General features: G+C 32.8%; 14 protein-coding genes. 11 read left to right on the top strand and 3 right to left on the bottom strand.

Going from position 1 to position 19,659, the window contains the following annotated elements; all coding sequences use genetic code 11:
* Window positions 1-64 precede the first annotated feature (64 nt).
* The 6 genes from VDP25_RS03750 (at window position 65) to uvrB (ending at window position 12,219) form a co-directional block, all read left to right on the top strand.
* On the top strand, window positions 65-2,410 hold the full coding sequence (locus VDP25_RS03750; RefSeq protein WP_334467063.1) for a choice-of-anchor L domain-containing protein: 2,346 nt from the start codon (window positions 65-67) through the stop codon (window positions 2,408-2,410).
* Window positions 2,411-2,477: 67 nt separating this feature from the next.
* Window positions 2,478-4,766, top strand: a complete 2,289-nt coding sequence (locus tag VDP25_RS03745; RefSeq protein WP_334467061.1) for a gliding motility-associated C-terminal domain-containing protein — start codon at window positions 2,478-2,480, stop codon at window positions 4,764-4,766.
* Window positions 4,767-4,799: 33 nt separating this feature from the next.
* Window positions 4,800-7,289, top strand: coding sequence for a T9SS type B sorting domain-containing protein (locus tag VDP25_RS03740; protein WP_334467058.1), 2,490 nt, complete (start codon window positions 4,800-4,802; stop codon window positions 7,287-7,289).
* A 727-nt stretch (window positions 7,290-8,016) separates the two neighbouring features.
* Window positions 8,017-8,499: a T9SS type A sorting domain-containing protein gene (locus VDP25_RS03735; RefSeq protein ID WP_334467056.1), complete on the top strand. Its 483-nt coding sequence runs from the start codon at window positions 8,017-8,019 to the stop codon at window positions 8,497-8,499.
* A 2-nt stretch (window positions 8,500-8,501) separates the two neighbouring features.
* Window positions 8,502-9,956 (top strand): tail fiber domain-containing protein, encoded by a 1,455-nt coding sequence (locus VDP25_RS03730; protein ID WP_334467053.1) that lies wholly within the window; start codon window positions 8,502-8,504, stop codon window positions 9,954-9,956.
* Between the two features lie 259 nt (window positions 9,957-10,215).
* Window positions 10,216-12,219 carry an excinuclease ABC subunit UvrB gene (gene uvrB / locus VDP25_RS03725; protein ID WP_334467051.1) on the top strand — a complete coding sequence of 668 codons (2,004 nt, stop codon included), beginning with the start codon at window positions 10,216-10,218 and terminating at the stop codon, window positions 12,217-12,219.
* A 289-nt stretch (window positions 12,220-12,508) separates the two neighbouring features.
* Here uvrB and VDP25_RS03720 read toward each other — a convergent pair whose 3' ends face one another.
* Window positions 12,509-12,910, bottom strand: coding sequence for a TerB family tellurite resistance protein (locus VDP25_RS03720; protein ID WP_215925449.1), 402 nt, complete (start codon window positions 12,908-12,910; stop codon window positions 12,509-12,511).
* 142 nt (window positions 12,911-13,052) lie between these two features.
* Here VDP25_RS03720 and VDP25_RS03715 point away from each other — a divergent pair, with 142 nt between their 5' ends.
* The 3 genes from VDP25_RS03715 (at window position 13,053) to VDP25_RS03705 (ending at window position 14,950) form a co-directional block, all read left to right on the top strand.
* Window positions 13,053-13,862 carry an alpha/beta hydrolase gene (locus VDP25_RS03715; protein WP_334467041.1) on the top strand — a complete coding sequence of 270 codons (810 nt, stop codon included), beginning with the start codon at window positions 13,053-13,055 and terminating at the stop codon, window positions 13,860-13,862.
* Window positions 13,863-13,921: 59 nt separating this feature from the next.
* A complete protein-coding gene (locus VDP25_RS03710; protein WP_215925451.1) occupies window positions 13,922-14,164 on the top strand; it encodes a DUF1456 family protein in 243 nt (80 codons plus the stop codon).
* Window positions 14,165-14,248: 84 nt separating this feature from the next.
* A complete protein-coding gene (locus tag VDP25_RS03705) occupies window positions 14,249-14,950 on the top strand; it encodes a phosphoadenylyl-sulfate reductase (RefSeq protein WP_334467038.1) in 702 nt (233 codons plus the stop codon).
* A gap of 69 nt (window positions 14,951-15,019) precedes the next feature.
* Here VDP25_RS03705 and sucC read toward each other — a convergent pair whose 3' ends face one another.
* Together sucC and VDP25_RS03695 are read right to left on the bottom strand one after the other, a co-directional pair.
* Window positions 15,020-16,210 (bottom strand): ADP-forming succinate--CoA ligase subunit beta, encoded by a 1,191-nt coding sequence (gene sucC / locus VDP25_RS03700; protein WP_334467036.1) that lies wholly within the window; start codon window positions 16,208-16,210, stop codon window positions 15,020-15,022.
* Window positions 16,211-16,317: 107 nt separating this feature from the next.
* Window positions 16,318-16,974 carry a hypothetical protein gene (locus VDP25_RS03695; protein WP_334467034.1) on the bottom strand — a complete coding sequence of 219 codons (657 nt, stop codon included), beginning with the start codon at window positions 16,972-16,974 and terminating at the stop codon, window positions 16,318-16,320.
* A gap of 241 nt (window positions 16,975-17,215) precedes the next feature.
* Between VDP25_RS03695 and lysA the strand changes: the two genes are divergently transcribed.
* Together lysA and VDP25_RS03685 are read left to right on the top strand one after the other, a co-directional pair.
* Entirely contained in the window at window positions 17,216-18,421 is a 1,206-nt protein-coding gene (gene lysA / locus VDP25_RS03690; protein WP_334467033.1) for a diaminopimelate decarboxylase, read from the top strand.
* Window positions 18,422-18,510: 89 nt separating this feature from the next.
* Window positions 18,511-19,545 (top strand): AI-2E family transporter, encoded by a 1,035-nt coding sequence (locus VDP25_RS03685; RefSeq protein ID WP_334467032.1) that lies wholly within the window; start codon window positions 18,511-18,513, stop codon window positions 19,543-19,545.
* The last annotated feature ends 114 nt before the right edge of the window (window positions 19,546-19,659 follow it).

The following is a 19,659-nucleotide window of genomic DNA, read 5'->3' as shown; positions in this document are numbered from 1 at the left end:
TTAACACCTTTTTTTAATCCCAATAAAAGTTAGTTACTTATCTTCGCTGTCCCTTAAATTAAAAATGAAGCAAATAATCCTTTTAATTGCCTTATTGGTATCTTTATTTACGTATTCTCAAAACATTACGATAGATAGCCAAACCTATACGCCTCAACAACTTGTAGAGGATATTTTAATTGATAGTGATTGTATAGATAATGTTACTGTAACTAATGTTGTTGGGGGCGATTTTGGTGGAGCAGATCAAAGCTATGGCTATTTTGATGCCACAGGTTCTACTTTTCCTTTTCAAAGCGGTATAGTTTTAAGTACAGGAAGATTAAATAATGTCCCAGGGCCAAATAATAATTTAAGTGATGATGATGCACCAAATTGGAATGGAGATGCTGACTTAGAAAATGCACTGAATGAATCTGGAACAATAAACGCTACCATTTTAGAATTTGAATTTACGTCTGTGGCTTCTCAAATTAGCTTCAGATATATTTTTGCTTCTGAAGAATATCAAGAAAACAATGCTAATACCTGTCAATATTCAGATTTATTTGGGTTTTTAATTCGTCCTGACGATAACCAAACCCCTTATGAAAATATTGCTTTAGTACCAAATACAGACATTCCTGTAAAAGTAACAACGGTTTCTCCGGGAGTTCCTGGTAGCTGTCCTCCTGAAAACGAGACCTTTTTTGGTAGTTTTAACGGAGCTGACTCACCTATAAACTTTAATGGCCAGACTGCGATTTTAACAGCAACTGCAAATGTAGTACCCAATGAAACATATCACGTTAAATTAGTAATTGCAGACGAAAATAACTACAGATATGACTCTGTTGTTTTTTTAGAAGCTAGTAGTTTTGAGTTGTCTTCCGATATTGGACCAAACCGACTTATTGCTACTGAAAACGCTCTTTGCGAAGGCGAAACATTAGAATTAAACGCTTATCAAAATGGGCAAAACACTTATGATTGGTATAAAGATAACGTACTAGTACAAGGTGGTTCTCTTATTTGTGGCACATGTGGTACTTATACTGTTACAGAGGCAGGAACTTATACTGTAGAAGTAACGCTAGCTAATGGTTGTATTGCTTATGGAGAAGTAATAATAGAATATGCTTCATTACCTATTGAATCTGATGCTATTTTAATTGAATGTGATTTAAATCAAGATGGTATAACCACTTATAATTTATTTAATGCTTCTAACGATTTAACTAACGGAGACCAAGAGGTTTATGTGGATAGCTTTTTCTTATCAGAAACTGATGCTATTGCAAACATAAATGCAATTGCAAATCCTGAAACATTTGAAAACACCTCCCCTTTCCAAACCGTTTATGCACGAATTGTTAATCGATCTAATTGTTTTAATATCTCAGAGTTAGAATTACAAACGTCAAATAATATTTTAACTATTCCTGATTTACAAGGTTGTGACGGCGATGTTACAGATGGTTTTACAACTTTTGATTTATCTGAAATTGAAACTTCTATTTTAAATCAAATTCCGGTTGATTCTAATGTAACCTATTACGAAACCGAAGAAGATGCGTTTAATGAAACCAATGCGCTTTCTAATACATTTGAAAATAGTATAGCAAATTCTCAAACTATTTATGTAAAAGTGAGTACTAACAATCAATGTTTTAGTATTTCTACAGTAAATCTTAATATACTTTATACACCTTTATTAGAGGCTGATGAAACACATATTTATTGTATAGATTCTTCAGAACCTTTAACTATATATGGAGGTGTTCTTAATGATTTACCTAATAATTATTATTACGAATGGCAGTTTAATGGTACTGTTACAGATATAAACACCTCATTTTACAACCTTACAGAAGCTGGCAATTATACTGTAATTGTTACAGATCCAAACGGTTGCTCTTCTAGTAGAACAATAACCGTATTACCCTCAGAATCCGCAACTATTGAAGGAATTAGTGTTACTGGTGTTGCTCCCAATAATACAGTTACAATTACTGTTTCTGGTACAGGTGATTATGAAATAGCTTTAGATGATCCTAATGGATTTTATCAAGATAACTTTGTCTTTACTAATGTTTCTCAAGGTTTTCACACCGTTTATATTAAAGATAAAAATGGTTGTGATGCTATTGAAGCAACTATTTCAGTCTTAGGGTTCCCTAAATTCTTCACACCAAATGGAGATGATGACAATCCTACTTGGCAAGTTATAGGCACGGATGCACAATTCAATCAAATAACATCAATTCAAATTTTTAATCGCTATGGCAAATTAATTACGCAACAAAATGCAATGACCGCTGGTTGGGATGGAACTCTAAATGGCGAACCACTCCCAAGTGACGATTATTGGTTTATTGCCAATTTTATAGATGGCAAAACTTACATTGGTCATTTTACATTAAAAAGATAATTATATTAACCGAGGCTTAACAATAAAAACGTATTACTAATCTATTTTTACCGCTTAAAATAACGAAATGAATAACCGATTTTTTCTACTTACAATTACCCTATTAATTAACGCGCACCTTTTATATAGTTCTAATAATTCTATTATCGATATAGATTGTCCGGCGCCAATAATAAATACATTTAATCCTTCTAGTGGACCTGTAAATACAGAAATTACACTAAATGGAAGTAATTTTACTACGACAACAACAGTAGACTTTAATGGTGTTAATGCTCCTTTTTCAATACTAAGTGATACTCAAATTTCAGTTTTTGTTCCTTCTGGAATTTCTAATACGTCTGATATAACGCTTACAACTTCTGGAGGATGTAATACAACAACCTCCTCTAATTTTACCTTAATTAATTCTGATTGCACTTCTGCTGATGAGATTTATATCTCAGAGGTTTATGATTCTGACGGAGGAAGTTATGGTGTTATAGAACTCTACAATCCAACCAATACAGCCATAAGTTTAAATTCTATTTACGAAGTGCAACGTTTTGGAGATATTGGTAATGTTGCTCCAAGTGCTACAATCCTACTAGAAGGTTCTATTGCGCCTCTTAGTACTTATATTATCGAAATGGGTGGTACAGGCAATACGTGTAGTGGCTTAACTGCTGGTACATCTGTAGCTGCTGGTATTAATGAAGATGATGAAATTAAATTACTAAAAAACGGAGCTATCATAGATGTCATGCATACAGATGATGAAGTAGGCTATACTTTTATTAGAAATGCAGATGCATCTGCTCCAAGTACAACATTTAACCTTAACGAATGGTTATTATTAGAGGTTGAAGAGTGCTCAAATTTAGGATCGCACACTTCAGATGCGAGTTCTACTCCAAATATTACACAACCTAATAATCAGGACATTTGCGAAAATGGTACAGCAACTTTTTCTGTAGCTGTAAATACAGGCTCATATACTTACCAATGGCTAGTTCTTAACGCTTCAGGAAACTGGGTAAATGTCAATAATGACAGTAATTATTCTGGTGCAACTACCAACACCCTAACCATTACTAATGCGCCTACTAGTTTTAATGGTCTTCAATATTACTGTTTACTATCATCTGTAAGTTGTAACCTTGTTTCAGATGCAGCTCAACTTGAGGTTTCAAATCCTGAAGTAGATACTTTGCCAAACCAAACTGTATGCTCTAATTATACATTACCTGAGTTAACTAACGGAAATTACTATACAGGACCTAACGGTACAGGAACTCAGCTTAATGCCGGGGATATTATAACCTCTTTCCAAACCATTTATATTTTTAACACATCTGGCACTGCTCCTAATACCTGCCAAAATGAATCTAGCTTCACCGTTTCTATTAGTGGAAACCCATTAGTAAGTGTATTAGCAGACCAAACGGTTTGTTCTGAATATGTGCTACCAAGTATTACTAATGGAAATTATTTTACCGCTGCTAATGGTAATGGTACAGCTTTAAATGAAGGAGATATCATATCGACATCACAAACAATTTATATTTATAATGAAGTTGGAGTTGCTCCTAATATTTGTACTAACGAAAGTAGTTTTGATATTAATGTTACTGGCACGCCAAATGTAGATACCCTTTCTGATGTGTCTATTTGTTCTGAATTTATTTTACCAAACCTTACAGATGGCAGCTATTTTACAGGAACCAATGGCACAGGAACACAACTTAGTGCTGGTGCTATTATTTCAACTTCACAAACCATTTACATTTTTAATGAAATTGGTACAGCTCCAGATACTTGTAATAACGAAAGCAGCTTTAATGTTACAATTTATCCTTCTACAGATTTTACTTTAACGGATTCGAATATTGACATCAATGAAGATTCAATAACGATAACCATGACTGACACAACAATAAATTACGAATACGCCATTGATGGTTCTAGTTTTCAAAGTGAAAATACATTTACAAATATTTCTGAAGGCACTCACACCTTATATGTGCAAGATTCTAATGGTTGTATTATTAAGTCCATCGATTTTAACATTGCTGCATTAGTAGATGAACCAATTATACCAAATGGTTTTTCACCTAATAATGACAACAAGAATGATTGGTTTAACATTCAAGGACTATATGATGTCTACACCAACCATAAGTTGGAAATCTATAACCGATACGGTACTTTAGTTTTTGAAGGCAACAATACTAAAAAATGGTTCGGAACAGCAAACAAAGGCTTAATGCATACAGATAAAGTACTACCTGTAGGCACTTACTTCTACGTATTATATTTAAATGAGCCTAATACAAGTTCTAAACCTTATACAGGTTGGGTGTACCTCAATAAATAAATCAATTATTTTTTCAACGTTTAATTTGAAGTAATGACGCGCATTAATTTATTAATTCACTATACCTACGTCTTAAGTTTATTTTTTATAACGAACGCTTATGCCATAATGGCTAGCGATGCTATAACAGATAATAACTTTTGTCCTGCTCCAATAATTAATACATTTACACCTTCTAGTGGACCGGAAAACACATTGATTACAATTAGTGGTAGTAATTTTAATGCTACTGCTTCGGTTTCTATCGATGGTGTTAACACGACATTCACCATTATAAATGACAATCAAATTACTGCTATTATACCTGCTGGTATAAGCGATACTTCTAGCATTTCAATTGTAAGTAATGGAGGTTGCACTGGGACATCTGCTGCAGATTTTACGTTGATAACTTCAGATTGTGAACCTGCCGATATTTATATTTCAGAAATATTTGATGCCAATAGTGGTGACTATGCAGTTATAGAACTTTATAATCCTACAAACGCTCCTGTGGTTTTAGATAATATTTATATCATAGAACGCTATGGTGATGTAGGAAACCCAACACCTAATAATGTTTTTAATAACATTACCGGAACAATTCCACCACTAGATACATTTATCATTCAAATGGGAAGTGGCAATGATTGTTCTCCTCTAGATGTAGATTTCAATATTCCTACAGGGATTAATGATAATGATGAATTCAAACTCTTTAAAAACGGAAATCTTATTGATATTGTAAACGCACCTGACGAAAGAGGTTATACTATTGTTAGAAACGCAGATGCACCACTACCTCAAACGACATATGATAGTAGTGATTGGTCTATTCAATCTAGTGAAAATTGTTCGGATTTAGGATCACATACAGCAGATCCAATTACAAATAACATACCAAATATTATTGACCCAATAACCCAAACCATTTGTGAGAATGGTTCTGTAACGTTTACGACATCTTTAAATAATAGTATATTCCAATACCAATGGAAAGTTCTTGATACTTCTGGAAATTGGATAAACGTTCCTAATGCTAGTCCATATTCTGACCCACAAAACAGCTGGTTGGATATCACTAATGCTCCTTTAAATTTTAATGGAAATCAATACTATTGCGAAGTCATCTACGACTCTTGTTCTTTAATTACAAATGTAGCTCAATTAATTATTGATAGTCCAGCTGTAGATACGCTTTCAAACCAGATTACATGCTCAGGTTATACCTTACCTGCACTAGCTAATGGTAACTATTTTACAGGCACTAATGGCACTGGAACACAACTTAATGTAGGTGATATCATTTCAACAAATCAAACCATTTACATTTATAACGAAATAGGAACAGCACCAAATACGTGCTCTAATGAAAGTAGTTTTGAAGTGACTATTACAGGAGCACCTGATGTAGATACCATTGCTAATCAAGCTGTATGTTCAGATTATACATTACCAACATTAACTGATGGTAATTATTTTACGGGCACTAATGGCACAGGAACACAACTCTATGCTGGTGATACCATCTCAACAACGCAAACCATCTACATCTATAACGAAACAGGAACAGCTCCCGATATTTGTTCAAATGAAAGTAGTTTTGAAGTTACAGTGAGTGGAACTCCTAATGTAGATACGCTTTCTAATCAATCAGAGTGTGGTTCATATACCTTACCAACACTTACTAATGGCAACTACTACACAGGACCAAACGGTACAGGTACACCTCTAAATGCAGGAGATACTATTTCAACCTCACAAACCATCTATATCTATGTTGAAATTGGTACAGCCCCAGACACTTGTAATAACGAAAGTAGTTTTGATGTTACTATTACTGGTGCACCAAATGTAGATACGCTTGCTAACCAAACTATATGTTCTGAATTTATATTACCAGCACTAAACAATGGTAACTATTTTACAGGAACAAATGGTACAGGAACGCAACTCAATGCTGGAGATATTATTACAAATTCACAAACCTTATACATTTATAACGAAATAGGCACAGCGCCAAATACCTGCTCTAACGAAAGTAGTTTTGATATTACTATTAATGATGCTGTAGATTTTACTTTAGATGATTTTAATATTATCATAAATGAAGGAACACTTACTGTAAACATGACAGATGCATCTATAGATTACGAATACGCAATAGATGACAACAATTTTCAAATATCTAATACCTTTAATAACCTTACAACTGGTTTACACCTGTTATATGTTCAAGACCGTAACGGTTGTGTTTTAAAAACACTCTCTTTTGAAATTGAAGTAGATCTTTTCATTCCTGTCTTTTTCACTCCTAATAACGATACTACTAATGATTTCTGGACCGTTATTGACAGAAATAGCATTGTAAAAGAAATACTTATTTTTAATAGATACGGTAAACTTATCAAACAATTAATCCCTTCACAATATTCTTGGGATGGCTATTACAATGGAGAACTGCTAGAATCCAATGATTTCTGGTATTTAATTACATTAAAAAATGGTAAAGAGCTTAGAGGGCATTTTGCTTTAAAGCATTAAGTCTTTTTTACAATTACTCTAATTAAAAAAAGGTTACCAAATCTGACAATGTAAGTATTAAGGGCTTCAGTATTTGATGCTATTAGCAATCTATCACAAGCTATAGAAAAACCACCGCACTCAATATTAATAAAAAGCACAAACTCTTCCCTACTCTCTAGTGATCGAGACGTGATGATTTAGCTTTTTCATTATAAATAAATGATACCGTTAATCTTGTAAAATTTCACAAAATACTGATCTAGCAACATAAGGCTATGGCAATAATTGTCTCGAACAATTTAAAAGAAGTCATTTTTTATAATACTCTCTTTAGGAAACTCTAATAAAAAAAACCGTGTAATTTCAATCTTAATTTATACGGAATTAAATATTCACAGAAGTTTACATTTTTTTAGACTTAATATATTACAGATCACTTTTATGACATAGCGTTTTAAAAACGTTTTTTTTTTAAAACATGTCAATTTCTTAACGTTTATTCCCTTTCATATCTCAACAATGTCACAATAGTTATATCCTTTGTTACATTTCTTATATACAACTGATAATCTTAAAGTTAGATTTGTGAAGTGTAAAATTAAAACTTACTTCCATGAATGTAATATTGGCAACTTTATTTTTAAAACAAGACCTATAAATAATTATAGCTACTTGGTAAGAATGTTTTAAAAATTATACACGGAAAACAATTCATTTAATAACCACATTTTAAGAAACAAAAATTATGAAAACAAAAACAACGTTATTATTCTTGTTAACCTGTGCATTTATCAATGCACAATCTATTGAAGACCACTCCTTCTCAAACGGAGGCGAATTAATAAGTAACGGAACAAATTCAATTAACGCTACTATTGGAGAACCCATAGTTGGCACTGTTACTAGTTCTCAAACTTTGCATCAAGGGTTTTGGGCTATCTCTTTTTCAAACGAAACTTTAGGTATCACAAACGCCATTGCACTGAACATGGAACTGAACATATTTCCAAATCCAGTAGACCAAGAGCTAACCATCGCCTCTAACATTGAGCAAGACTATGTATTTACCATTTTTAATATTGAAGGAAAAAAAATACTAGAATCTTCGGTAAACAACAAACGCATTAGTACACTTAATGTGGCAAAGCTACCTAGCGGGACTTATCTTTTAAAGATTTCAGACACAGCTATAACTTTTTCAAAAACAATTAAATTCTTAAAACTATAATTATGAACTTTTCAAAAACAAATAAAGAAACTCATGTGATAAATATTATCATAAGGTATATAACACTAATAAGCGCATTATTTTTAGCCACGCAATTTATAAATGCACAAGCTAGTCAATCTCATTTTATTAACTACCAAGGTGTTGCTAGAGATGCCGAAGGAGATATTCTAGCAGATCAAGACATTGCTTTAGAAATAGAACTACGCTTTGGTGCCCCAAATATCTCTTCATTATATACAGAAACTCATAATGTTACCACAGATGCAGGTGGTGTTTTTAACCTAAGAATTGGAGATGGTACAACAACCTTTGGAGATTATGACACTTTAGAATGGGGAAATTTAGCCCCTTACATTAACGTCTCACTAAACGGTACAGAAATCGGCACTACAGAAATGCATGCTGTTCCCTATGCCTTAAGTTCAGGTAACCAATATTGGTTTCCTGCAGAAGGTGTAGATGATATTGCTTACGAATATGGAAATGTTGGTATTGGTACAGATGAACCAGAAGCGGATTTACATGTCGATGGTGATTTATTAGTACAATCTAATTCAGGTAAATTTAAAATTGGGTATCCAGGTGATGGCAATCAATGGCTTTTTTCAACTTTAAATGGAGGTGAAGACCTTTTATTTCAATCTAGAGCATCTGGGTCTGCTACTGTAGGTAATAGATTTACCTTAAAACAAAATGGCCATGTAGGTATTGGCAATACGAATCCAGACGAAGAACTTGTTATTGGTGATAATTTAGGGGCAGGTTGGGCTATTCCTGCTGCAACTATTGGTAATGCTACTGGTGGAGGTTTACAAGTTGGAAATCCTACAACAAATTTAAAATTAAGTTCCAGTTCTACTTTTGGTTACTCTAGGATTAGAGCTTCAGATGCTACAGGTGTTGGAGAAGGTATCATAGAAATGCGCACACGCCAATTAAATATTGGTACTGCGCCAGGTGTTGGCGACAATGCTTATGCGGTTCGTATTGTTCAGCCAAGTATTTTTGGGCTACAATTGGTCAATGGTACTGATGCTACCAAAAACTGGGAGTTATTCGGTTCAAATTCAGGAAATTTAAATCTCTATTCAGGAGCAGGTTTAGTGGGTAATTTTAACGAAAACAGTGGTAACTACAGTGCGACTTCAGACCGTCGCTTAAAAACGAATATTAATCCCGCCCAAAACGTTCTTAACAAAGTAACTCAGTTAGACGCCAAATCTTATAATTACAAAACCAATCTCAAAAAGCAATTTATTGGATTTATAGCTCAAGATATTCAAGAACAATTTCCAGAAGTCGTTTCAGAAATAGCTGATAGAGAAGGTAAAAATGAAAGTACGCTTATGGTCGATTATAACCAACTTACGGTAATCGCACTTAAAGCCATAAAAGAGCAACAGCAAACTATAGAAACGCTGAAAGCACGTATAGAGATTTTAGAAAACAATTAACTATCTGTCATTACCTTATTTAAAATAGTAAAAAACCCAAAGTCTGTAATATTAATTTATTTCGGCTTTGGGTTTATTATTTAGATGGGATTAAACGATTAATGCGTACCGCACTACTATTAGAAATTAAATTCTAGCTTTAATACTTATTTGTAACTTTGTTTTCTAAGTACTTTTTTGATTTTAGTCACAATACGTACTTTTAACACTAAGTACTTTACTAATTGAAGTACTTTCTAACTTTAGGCACTTCAAAAAAATGCGATTTAAAATTGAATCCGAATTTAAACCTACTGGTGATCAGCCACAAGCTATAAAAAAACTAGCAAAAGGGATTACCGATAACGAAAAATACCAAACGCTTTTGGGTGTTACTGGTTCTGGTAAAACCTTTACTGTTGCCAATGTTATTGAAGAAGTACAACGACCAACTTTGGTTTTGGCACATAATAAAACTTTAGCAGCACAACTCTACTCAGAATTCAAACAGTTTTTTCCTGAGAATGCTGTTGAGTATTTTGTATCGTACTATGATTACTACCAACCCGAAGCATACATTCCCGTTTCTGGCGTTTATATAGAGAAAGATTTATCTATCAATGAGGAAATAGAGAAGATGCGTTTAAGTACCACATCTTCCCTACTCTCTGGTCGTCGTGATGTGATTGTGATTGCTTCAGTATCGTGTTTATATGGTATTGGAAATCCTGTAGAATTTCAGAAGAATGTCATCTCTATAGAACGCGATCAAGTTATTTCTCGTACTAAACTATTACACCAACTGGTTCAAAGTTTATATTCTAGAACGGAATCTGAATTCAAAAACGGAAACTTTAGAATAAAAGGTGATACCGTAGATGTATTTCCTGGTTATGCTGATCATGCATTTAGAATTCACTTCTTTGGTGATGAAATTGAAGAAATTGAAGCGTTTGACGCCAGAAGCAACGAAGTTATAGAACGCTACGATCGTCTAAATATCTATCCTGCAAATATGTTTGTAACATCACCTGATGTACTAAATGCGGCAATAAAAGATATTCAAGATGATTTGGTAAAACAATACGATTACTTTAAAGAGATCGGTAAACATCTTGAAGCCAAACGTCTTAAAGAGCGTACAGAATTTGATCTAGAAATGATTCGAGAATTAGGGTATTGTTCAGGTATTGAGAATTATTCGCGATATTTAGACGGACGATTACCAGGAACACGCCCGTTCTGTTTACTCGATTATTTTCCAGATGATTTTTTAATGGTGGTTGATGAAAGTCACGTGACCATTTCACAAGTTCATGCCATGTACGGAGGTGACCGAAGCAGAAAAGTCAACTTAGTTGATTATGGTTTCCGATTGCCAGCCGCCATGGACAACAGACCTTTAAAGTTTGAAGAATTTGAAGCACTTCAAAACCAAGTAATCTATGTATCGGCCACTCCAGCCGATTACGAAATGCAAAAAACAAATGGTGTTTATGTAGAGCAAGTCATTCGTCCAACAGGCTTATTAGACCCTATTATTGAAGTGCGCCCAAGCCTAAATCAGATTGATGATTTAATTGAAGAAATTCAAAATCGTGTTGAAAAAGACGAACGGACTTTAGTAACCACGTTGACCAAACGAATGGCGGAAGAATTGACGAAATACCTCACTCGAATTTCAGTACGAACCCGATACATCCATAGTGATGTAGATACTCTGGAGCGTGTTGAAATTATGCAAGATTTACGAAAAGGGGTATTTGATGTTTTGGTTGGTGTTAACTTACTGCGTGAAGGTCTAGATTTACCCGAAGTATCACTTGTAGCCATATTAGATGCTGACAAAGAAGGTTTTTTAAGATCTGCGCGTTCACTAACACAAACTGTTGGTAGAGCCGCAAGAAACCTAAATGGAAAAGCTATAATGTATGCTGATAAAGTTACAAAAAGCATGCAAAAAACTATTGATGAGACTAATTATCGTCGTGAAAAACAAATTGCATACAACACAAAACACAATCTTGTACCTAAAGCTTTAAATAAGAGTTTAGATAGTGCATTAACTAAAAACTCCGTAAGTACTTATCGGACCGAATTAGATGCGCAAATAGCTGCAGAACCAGAAAGCGAATATTTAACAAAAGAAGAACTCGAAAAGAAAATTAGAGAACGACGCAAATTAATGGAACAAGCCGCAAAGGCTTTAGACTTTTTAGAAGCCGCTCGTTTTAGAGATGAAATTACAGCCTATCAGAGTAAGTTAGAGAAGTTAAAGGTGTAAATCAGTGGTCAGTGATTAGTAAAAAGTGTGAAGAGTGAAGAGTGAAACTAAAAAAATTGACGGAAGATTGGAAGATTTTACATAAAGTTCCGAAGGAGAAAACATTCCGAAACTCAATAACTAAATTTCAAGATTAAAAACTGAGACTAAAACTGAAAACTGAAATTATTACACAGAGAAGGCACAAAGATTCACAGAGAGATTGTTCTAAAAATTAAGCATATATTTAAATAGGATAGCTTTTTAAAATTACCATTGAGACTGCAAACTGAATACTAGATACTAAAAACTAGTTATACTGCACTTTAAAAATATCAATCAAGAAATCTGGTGGTACAATTTTATTAGGAAAACTATCCATTAAATCTAGAACGCGGTTAATTGATTCATGACTTAATCCCATTCGTAATCCAAAATTGTGAATTTTAACCAATTGTTTTGGTGCGACTTTGTGATCTAAATTCATTAGAAGTACTAATCTATGAAATTGAACAATCCTTTCGCTATGAGATTTTAAGTTAACATATGTCACAGGATGATTAAAAAGGTATTCAAAATCTTCTTTAGATATATCTAATTGTTTGGCAATACTGAATAAAAAATTATATTCAATAGTCCTTATATTTTCATCTGTTTGAGCGAATGCTATCATTTCAGAAAGTAAGCTCAGTTTTTCAGCACGATTTATCATTATTAAGAGGGGATTATTTAATACTGTAAAGTTACAGAGGTTGATTATTTTATTGTCGTTGATATAATGTATCTTGTCGAAAAATTAAATGTACTTAGTCGATTTTTTTAAACTTTTGTCAACTCACAAGACAAGCAACAGGATGAAATTACCGTATTTATACCTGCTTATTTTAGCATTTACAACCACTCAACTAACAGCCCAAAGCACTGCCTCTAAACAAGTTAAACGATTTTCAATTGCTGCTCCTCAATTAAATACGTCGAAAACAATTTGGGTGTATTTGCCTTCAGAATATGAAAAATCAGAAAAATCGTATCCTGTGATTTATATGCATGATGCACAAAATTTATTTGATGCTACAACATCTTATGTAGGAGAATGGGAAGTTGATGAATATATGGATACATTAATAGACAACCAAAGTATAATTATTGGCATAGAACATGGCAATGAAGAACGCATAAATGAACTCACACCGTATAAACATGAAAAGTATGGTGGCGGAAAAGGTGACTCCTATTTAAAATTTATAAAAAACACCTTAAAACCTCATATTGATGTTAGCTATAGAACAAAATCAGAAACAGAAAACACTACAATATTTGGGTCGTCTTTAGGTGGCTTAATATCATTCTATGCTGCAATAAAATATCCTGAAACATTTGGAACCGCTGTAGCATTCTCACCTTCATTTTGGATTAATCCTGAAATTTTCGAAATGGTAGCATCAACTGATATCCCAAAAACTTCAAAATTTTATTTTTTAGCTGGTACTGATGAAGGAGAAACTATGATTCCGAAATTAGAAGAAATGCTTAAATTATTAAAATTTAAAGGAGTTAAGGAAACACATATTGAAAATCATATTGTTGAAGGAGGCCAACATAATGAAAAATTATGGGCTACAAATTTTAATAAAGCCTATGATTGGTTAAATAAAAAACCTTAATTTCCTACTATTAAAAATAACAGATTTTATATCACAAACAACATAATTAAAACTCTAAAATGACAAACAACGACATCTTTAAAAAGCTAAGAGTAGCACATAAACTAAGAGATGATGATATTGTAAAAATCTTATCATTAGTTGACTTCAGAATTTCTAAAAGTGAACTTAATGCCATGTTCAGAAATGAAGATCATCCTAAATATATGGAATGTGGAGATCAAATTCTACGAAATTTTTTAAATGGATTAATCATCCATTTAAGAGGTCCAATGCCAAAACCTAAAAAAAAGAAGGAGTAAATTAAAATATCCATAAAATTTAGAAGTAAATTTTTTACTTAAAATTTAAGTTAATAACTTGTACTCAACAGAAGAAATTTATCCATGTTTGAAACAACACCCAAAATTGATCCACAACAGTATTTTTCTATTGAAGATATAAAAGCATTAAATAAAAAGTATAAGCCACTTACTTCTTGCCAACGTATAGCACAACTGTATAAAGATTTTGAGACTACAGATGTTATGGTCACAAGTTCTTTTGCTGCTACATCTGCATTTTTGTTAAAATTAGTGTCTGATACAAACCTAAAGCAAGAAATTTATTTTATTGATACGGGTTACCATTTTGATGATACTTTAAAGTACAAATCCATTTTACAAGCTAAGTACAATCTCAATGTAAAATCTGTATCTGCAATTAAAGAAGAACACGAGTTTACCACCAAAGATGAAACTTGGAAAAAGAATCCTGATTTCTGTTGTTCTATAAATAAGGTACAGCCTTTAGACCGTATTAAACAACATTATAAAATTTGGATGTCTGGCTTAATGGAATGGCAAAGTGATCACAGAGCATCTTTAGATATTTTTGAAATACGTGGTAATATTTTAAAATTCTACCCTTTATTGGATGTTTCAAAAAAAGAAAGAGATGCTTATATTGAAGAACATCAACTCCCTTTTCACCCATTAGTTGCAAAGGGTTATCATTCTATTGGTTGTAAGCATTGTACTGTTCCAGGAAAAGATAGGAGTGGACGATGGAATAACAATCCCAAAACGGAATGTGGATTACATTTATAACTAACAAAAAAGGTTCTCAAATTTGAGAACCTTTTTAATTTATAATTAACTGTTTAGTATAAAATAATACTATCCTAAAACTTGTTGCACCTTATCAGCTGCTTCTTGGAACTCAGTAGCACTCATTACATCTAATCCAGAATTGTCAATTAATTCTTTTGCGATATCTGCATTTGTTCCTTGTAAACGTACAATGATAGGAACATTAATATTCCCCATGTTTTTATAAGCATCAATAACACCTTGAGCAACACGGTCACAACGTACAATTCCACCAAAAATGTTGATTAAGATAGCTTTTACAGCAGGATCTTTTAATATAATTTTAAAAGCTGCTTCTACTCTAGCTGCATCTGCAGTACCACCAACATCTAAAAAGTTAGCTGGCTCACCACCTGCTTGCTTAATTAAATCCATAGTTGCCATTGCTAAACCAGCACCATTAACCATACAACCAACGTTTCCGTCTAAGTCTACATAGTTTAAACCTAAAGCACCTGCTTCAACTTCAATTGGATTCTCTTCGCGTAAGTCACGTAATTCAGCTAAATCTCTATGTCTGTATAATGCGTTAGCATCTAAAGTTACTTTAGCATCAACAGCCATTATTTTACTATCACTAGTTTTTAATACTGGGTTGATTTCAAATAAAGACGCATCCGATTTATCGTAAGCAGTATATAAAGCTGTTACAAATTTTGTCATTTCTTTAAAAGCAGTACCTGATAACCCTAAGTTAAAGGCTATACGACGTGCTTGAAAAGGCAATATACCAGTTGAAGGATCAATCTCTTCGTTATGTATTAATTCTGGTGTTTCTTCGGCAACAGTTTCAATGTCCATTCCACCTTCTGTAGAATATACAATCATATTTCTTCCTGTTGCACGATTTAATAAAACAGACATATAATATTCGTCTGGCTCATTTTCACCTGGATAATAAACATCTTCAGCAACTAAAACTTGATGAACACGTTTTCCTTCTGCAGAAGTTTGAGGTGTTACCAAATCCATTCCTATGATTTGTCCTGCAATTTCTTCAACTTCTTTAAGGTTTTTGGCCAATTTAACGCCTCCACCTTTTCCACGTCCACCTGCATGAACTTGTGCTTTTATAACATGCCAACCTGTTTCAGTTTCAGCTGTTAATTGCTTTGCTGCATCAACAGCTTCTTTAGCACTTTGAGCTACAATTCCTCTTTGGATTCGTACTCCAAAACTGCTTAATAATTCTTTTCCTTGATATTCGTGTAAATTCATTTTTAATCAGAAATTTATTGGTCCAACAAAAATAAGCATACTAATAGTTTCTACCAATTGTTTTTAAAATTGATTTATATAGGTTTCTCATTTTCTAAATTATAGGATTAATCTATTAAACGCTTTATAGCAGAAAAGGCCTTGTCTACCAAATAATCCTCTACTACAATAGTAAACTCATTTGTTGTAGAAACCACTTCATATAATGTGATATTTTCCCATGCCAAGCGCTTAAATATTTGATAATATAAGCCAACTATTTTAGAACTCCCCTTAGGTAAATATATACTAATAGCAGATAGTTTTTCTTTTAAACCTATTTGTGTTTCATTTTTAAATGCTTTGAGCATATCTTCTTTTTCAGAAGTTGAAATGATAATATTACTTTCAAACATACCACGTGTAAAGGCATAAAATATTTGATGATTTTCACTTATCTTCTCTAAAATTTGAGAGTGACTATGGATTAATGTTTTTGAATTTTGAAATGTAAAATCACTTAAGTTAGACCGTACCGTAATATCTCCTAATTGACTAAAGGTTTTCTTTAAACTTTTTGAATTTTCAAGATTTAAGGGTTGCTGATAACGACGTAATGCCATCATAATCGCTCCATCTTTTACAGGTTTTCGTAACATTTTAGAAATAGGTGCGTTCAAATCTTTTGCTAAAGCTGAAAAATTAATAATCTCTCGAGATAAGCCTTCTTCTAAAAAAGGACTAGCAACTATAATATCTTGTACACAGGACGCAATAGTTTTCACAGGTTTAAATTTTGATAATAGTGAAACAAATAATTATAAGACGAAGAACGCGTAAAACCACTGTGTTCTCATATTTTAAAAAGCTTCAATTATGACTTAAAAAATAGTTTCCTTTTAAATATCTGTTTCATTTTGTTAACTATTTAACATTTTGTGTAAAAATAGCTATATTTTTTCATTTTTTATGTTTATAGGATGGATTACATCTATTTTCGCCAGATAATTTTAAGAAAGATAAAGAATGAAAGATAGTACCTTATTACAGATTGCTAAAGACTTTGGGAGTCCGGTTTATGTTTATGACGCTGAAAAAATAGAATCTCAATACAAACGATTAACAAAAGCATTTAGTAAGGTAAAACAGCTAAAGTTGAATTACGCTGTTAAAGCCCTTTCTAACATTTCTGTTTTAAAATTGTTTAATAAGCTAGGATCAGGTATTGATACGGTTTCTATTCAGGAATTACGATTAGGATTAAAAGCTGGTTTTAAACCTGAAGATATCATTTTTACACCTAATGGAGTATCTCTTGAAGAAATTGAAGAAGCCGCAAAATTAGGCGTTCAGATAAATATTGACAACCTCTCTATTTTAGAACAATTTGGAACCAAACATCCAAAAATCCCTGTTTGTATTCGAATAAATCCTCATGTTATGGCTGGAGGAAATACTAATATTTCGGTTGGTCATATAGATAGCAAATTTGGAATTTCTATACATCAGATTCCATTATTATTACGTATTGTAGAAAATACAAAGATGAATATTAACGGTATTCACATGCATACAGGAAGTGATATTCTAGATATTGACGTATTTTTATATGCCAGCGAGATTTTATTTGAAACGGCTAAGAACTTTAAAACGCTTGAGTTTATAGATTTTGGTTCAGGATTTAAAGTGCCTTATAAAAAAGGGGACATAGAAACCAATATTGAAGAATTAGGAGACAAACTATCAAAACGCTTCAATGAATTCTGTAAAGCATACGGTAAAGATTTAACCTTAGCTTTTGAACCTGGTAAATTTTTAGTGAGCGAAGCTGGTGTCTTTTTAGCAAAAGTTAATGTTGTAAAACAAACCACCTCTACAGTTTTTGCTCAAATAGATTCTGGATTTAATCATTTAATAAGACCAATGTTATATGGTTCTCAACACGATATTTTAAACATTTCTAATCCTAAAGGGCGTGAACGTTTTTATTCGGTTGTTGGTTACATATGCGAAACGGACACTTTTGCTAATAACAGGCGGATTTCAGAAATAAACGAAGGAGATATTCTTTGCTTTAAAAATGCAGGAGCTTATTGTTACTCTATGGCCAGCAATTACAATTCGCGTTACAGACCTGCCGAAGTATTGCTATATAAAGGTAAGGCGCAACTCATTAGAAAACGTGAAGTCTTTGAAGACATCTTACATAATCAAATTGAAATTGCCATATAATTTAGTTATCTGAGTTAACATTTTGCGGGATTAAAGTAAGCCTATAGATAGTTTGCAATTACCTTTGAGAAGACTAAAACACTCTTCCAATGACACAAATTGCGCCTAAAATAATTCGTCAAATTTTCATTTTACTATTAATTATACTTTTTGGAAGTCTAATTTTTGGTGAAATGTTACCATACTTGAGCGGTGTTTTAGGCGCAATTACATTTTACATATTGCTTCGAAAACTAATGAAACGATTAGTTAATGAATATAATTGGAATCCTACGCTAGCTGCTTTAACCTTGATGCTTAGTTCCTTCATTATTATAATGGTACCTCTAACGGGTTTTGGTATTATGCTAGGAAACAAAATTTCGGATGTAGCTAGTAATAGTGAAAAAGTTATTGATGCATTTAAAGATCAAGTCGGCCAATTAAAATTTAAAACGGGCTTTGACATTAATTCTCAAATTGATACAGAAGCAATCACCACATGGCTTTCTGAAAGCGCACAAAGTATGGCTGGCAGTACGTTTAACTTACTTGTCGCTTTAGGACTAATGTACTTTATGCTTTATTTTATGCTTACCAATCGTAAGCAATTAAGGCAATCGCTTAAAAACTACATCCCAATGAATAATAAAAATATTTCTGAAATTGGTAGCGAAATCCAAGCCATGGTCAAATCAAATGCCATTGGAATTCCATTAGTGGCCATAGCCCAAGGAATTATAGCGTTGATTGGTTTTTTAATTTTTGGAGTTGAAGATCCGTTATTTTGGTTTGTCATAGTTACCATTGGATCCATGATCCCTTTTATAGGTACTTTTGTGGGCATTATTCCTGTCTTTATATTAACCTTATCTAGTGGCCAATCTGCTCAAGCATGGGGCATCTTAATTTATGGTATTGTTGTTGTCGGTTCTACTGATAATATTATTCGGTTATATGTATTACAAAAGCTCGATGATGTACATCCTTTAGTTACCCTTATAGGTGTTATTGTAGGAGTGCCATTATTTGGATTTATCGGTTTGATTTTTGGCCCCTTACTTATAAGTATTTTTATGGCTTTGGTTAAAATTTATACAGAAGAATATGGTAAAACTGAAGAAAACCAGTCAAAACCCACCTAATTTTTCAGTACTAATACTTTAAATACAAGTAACTAAAACAACCTCAATAATTTTAATATTTATAAACTCATAGTATTCAAGAGGTTCTCAACTTCACTAAAAAAATAGAATTCC

It is taken from the genome of Winogradskyella sp. ECml5-4, assembly GCF_036903175.1.
Taxonomy (GTDB): Bacteria; Bacteroidota; Bacteroidia; order Flavobacteriales; family Flavobacteriaceae; genus Winogradskyella; species Winogradskyella damuponensis.
The sequence above is the reverse complement of the archived record's forward strand: the minus strand, read 5'-3'. Positions and strand labels throughout refer to the sequence as shown.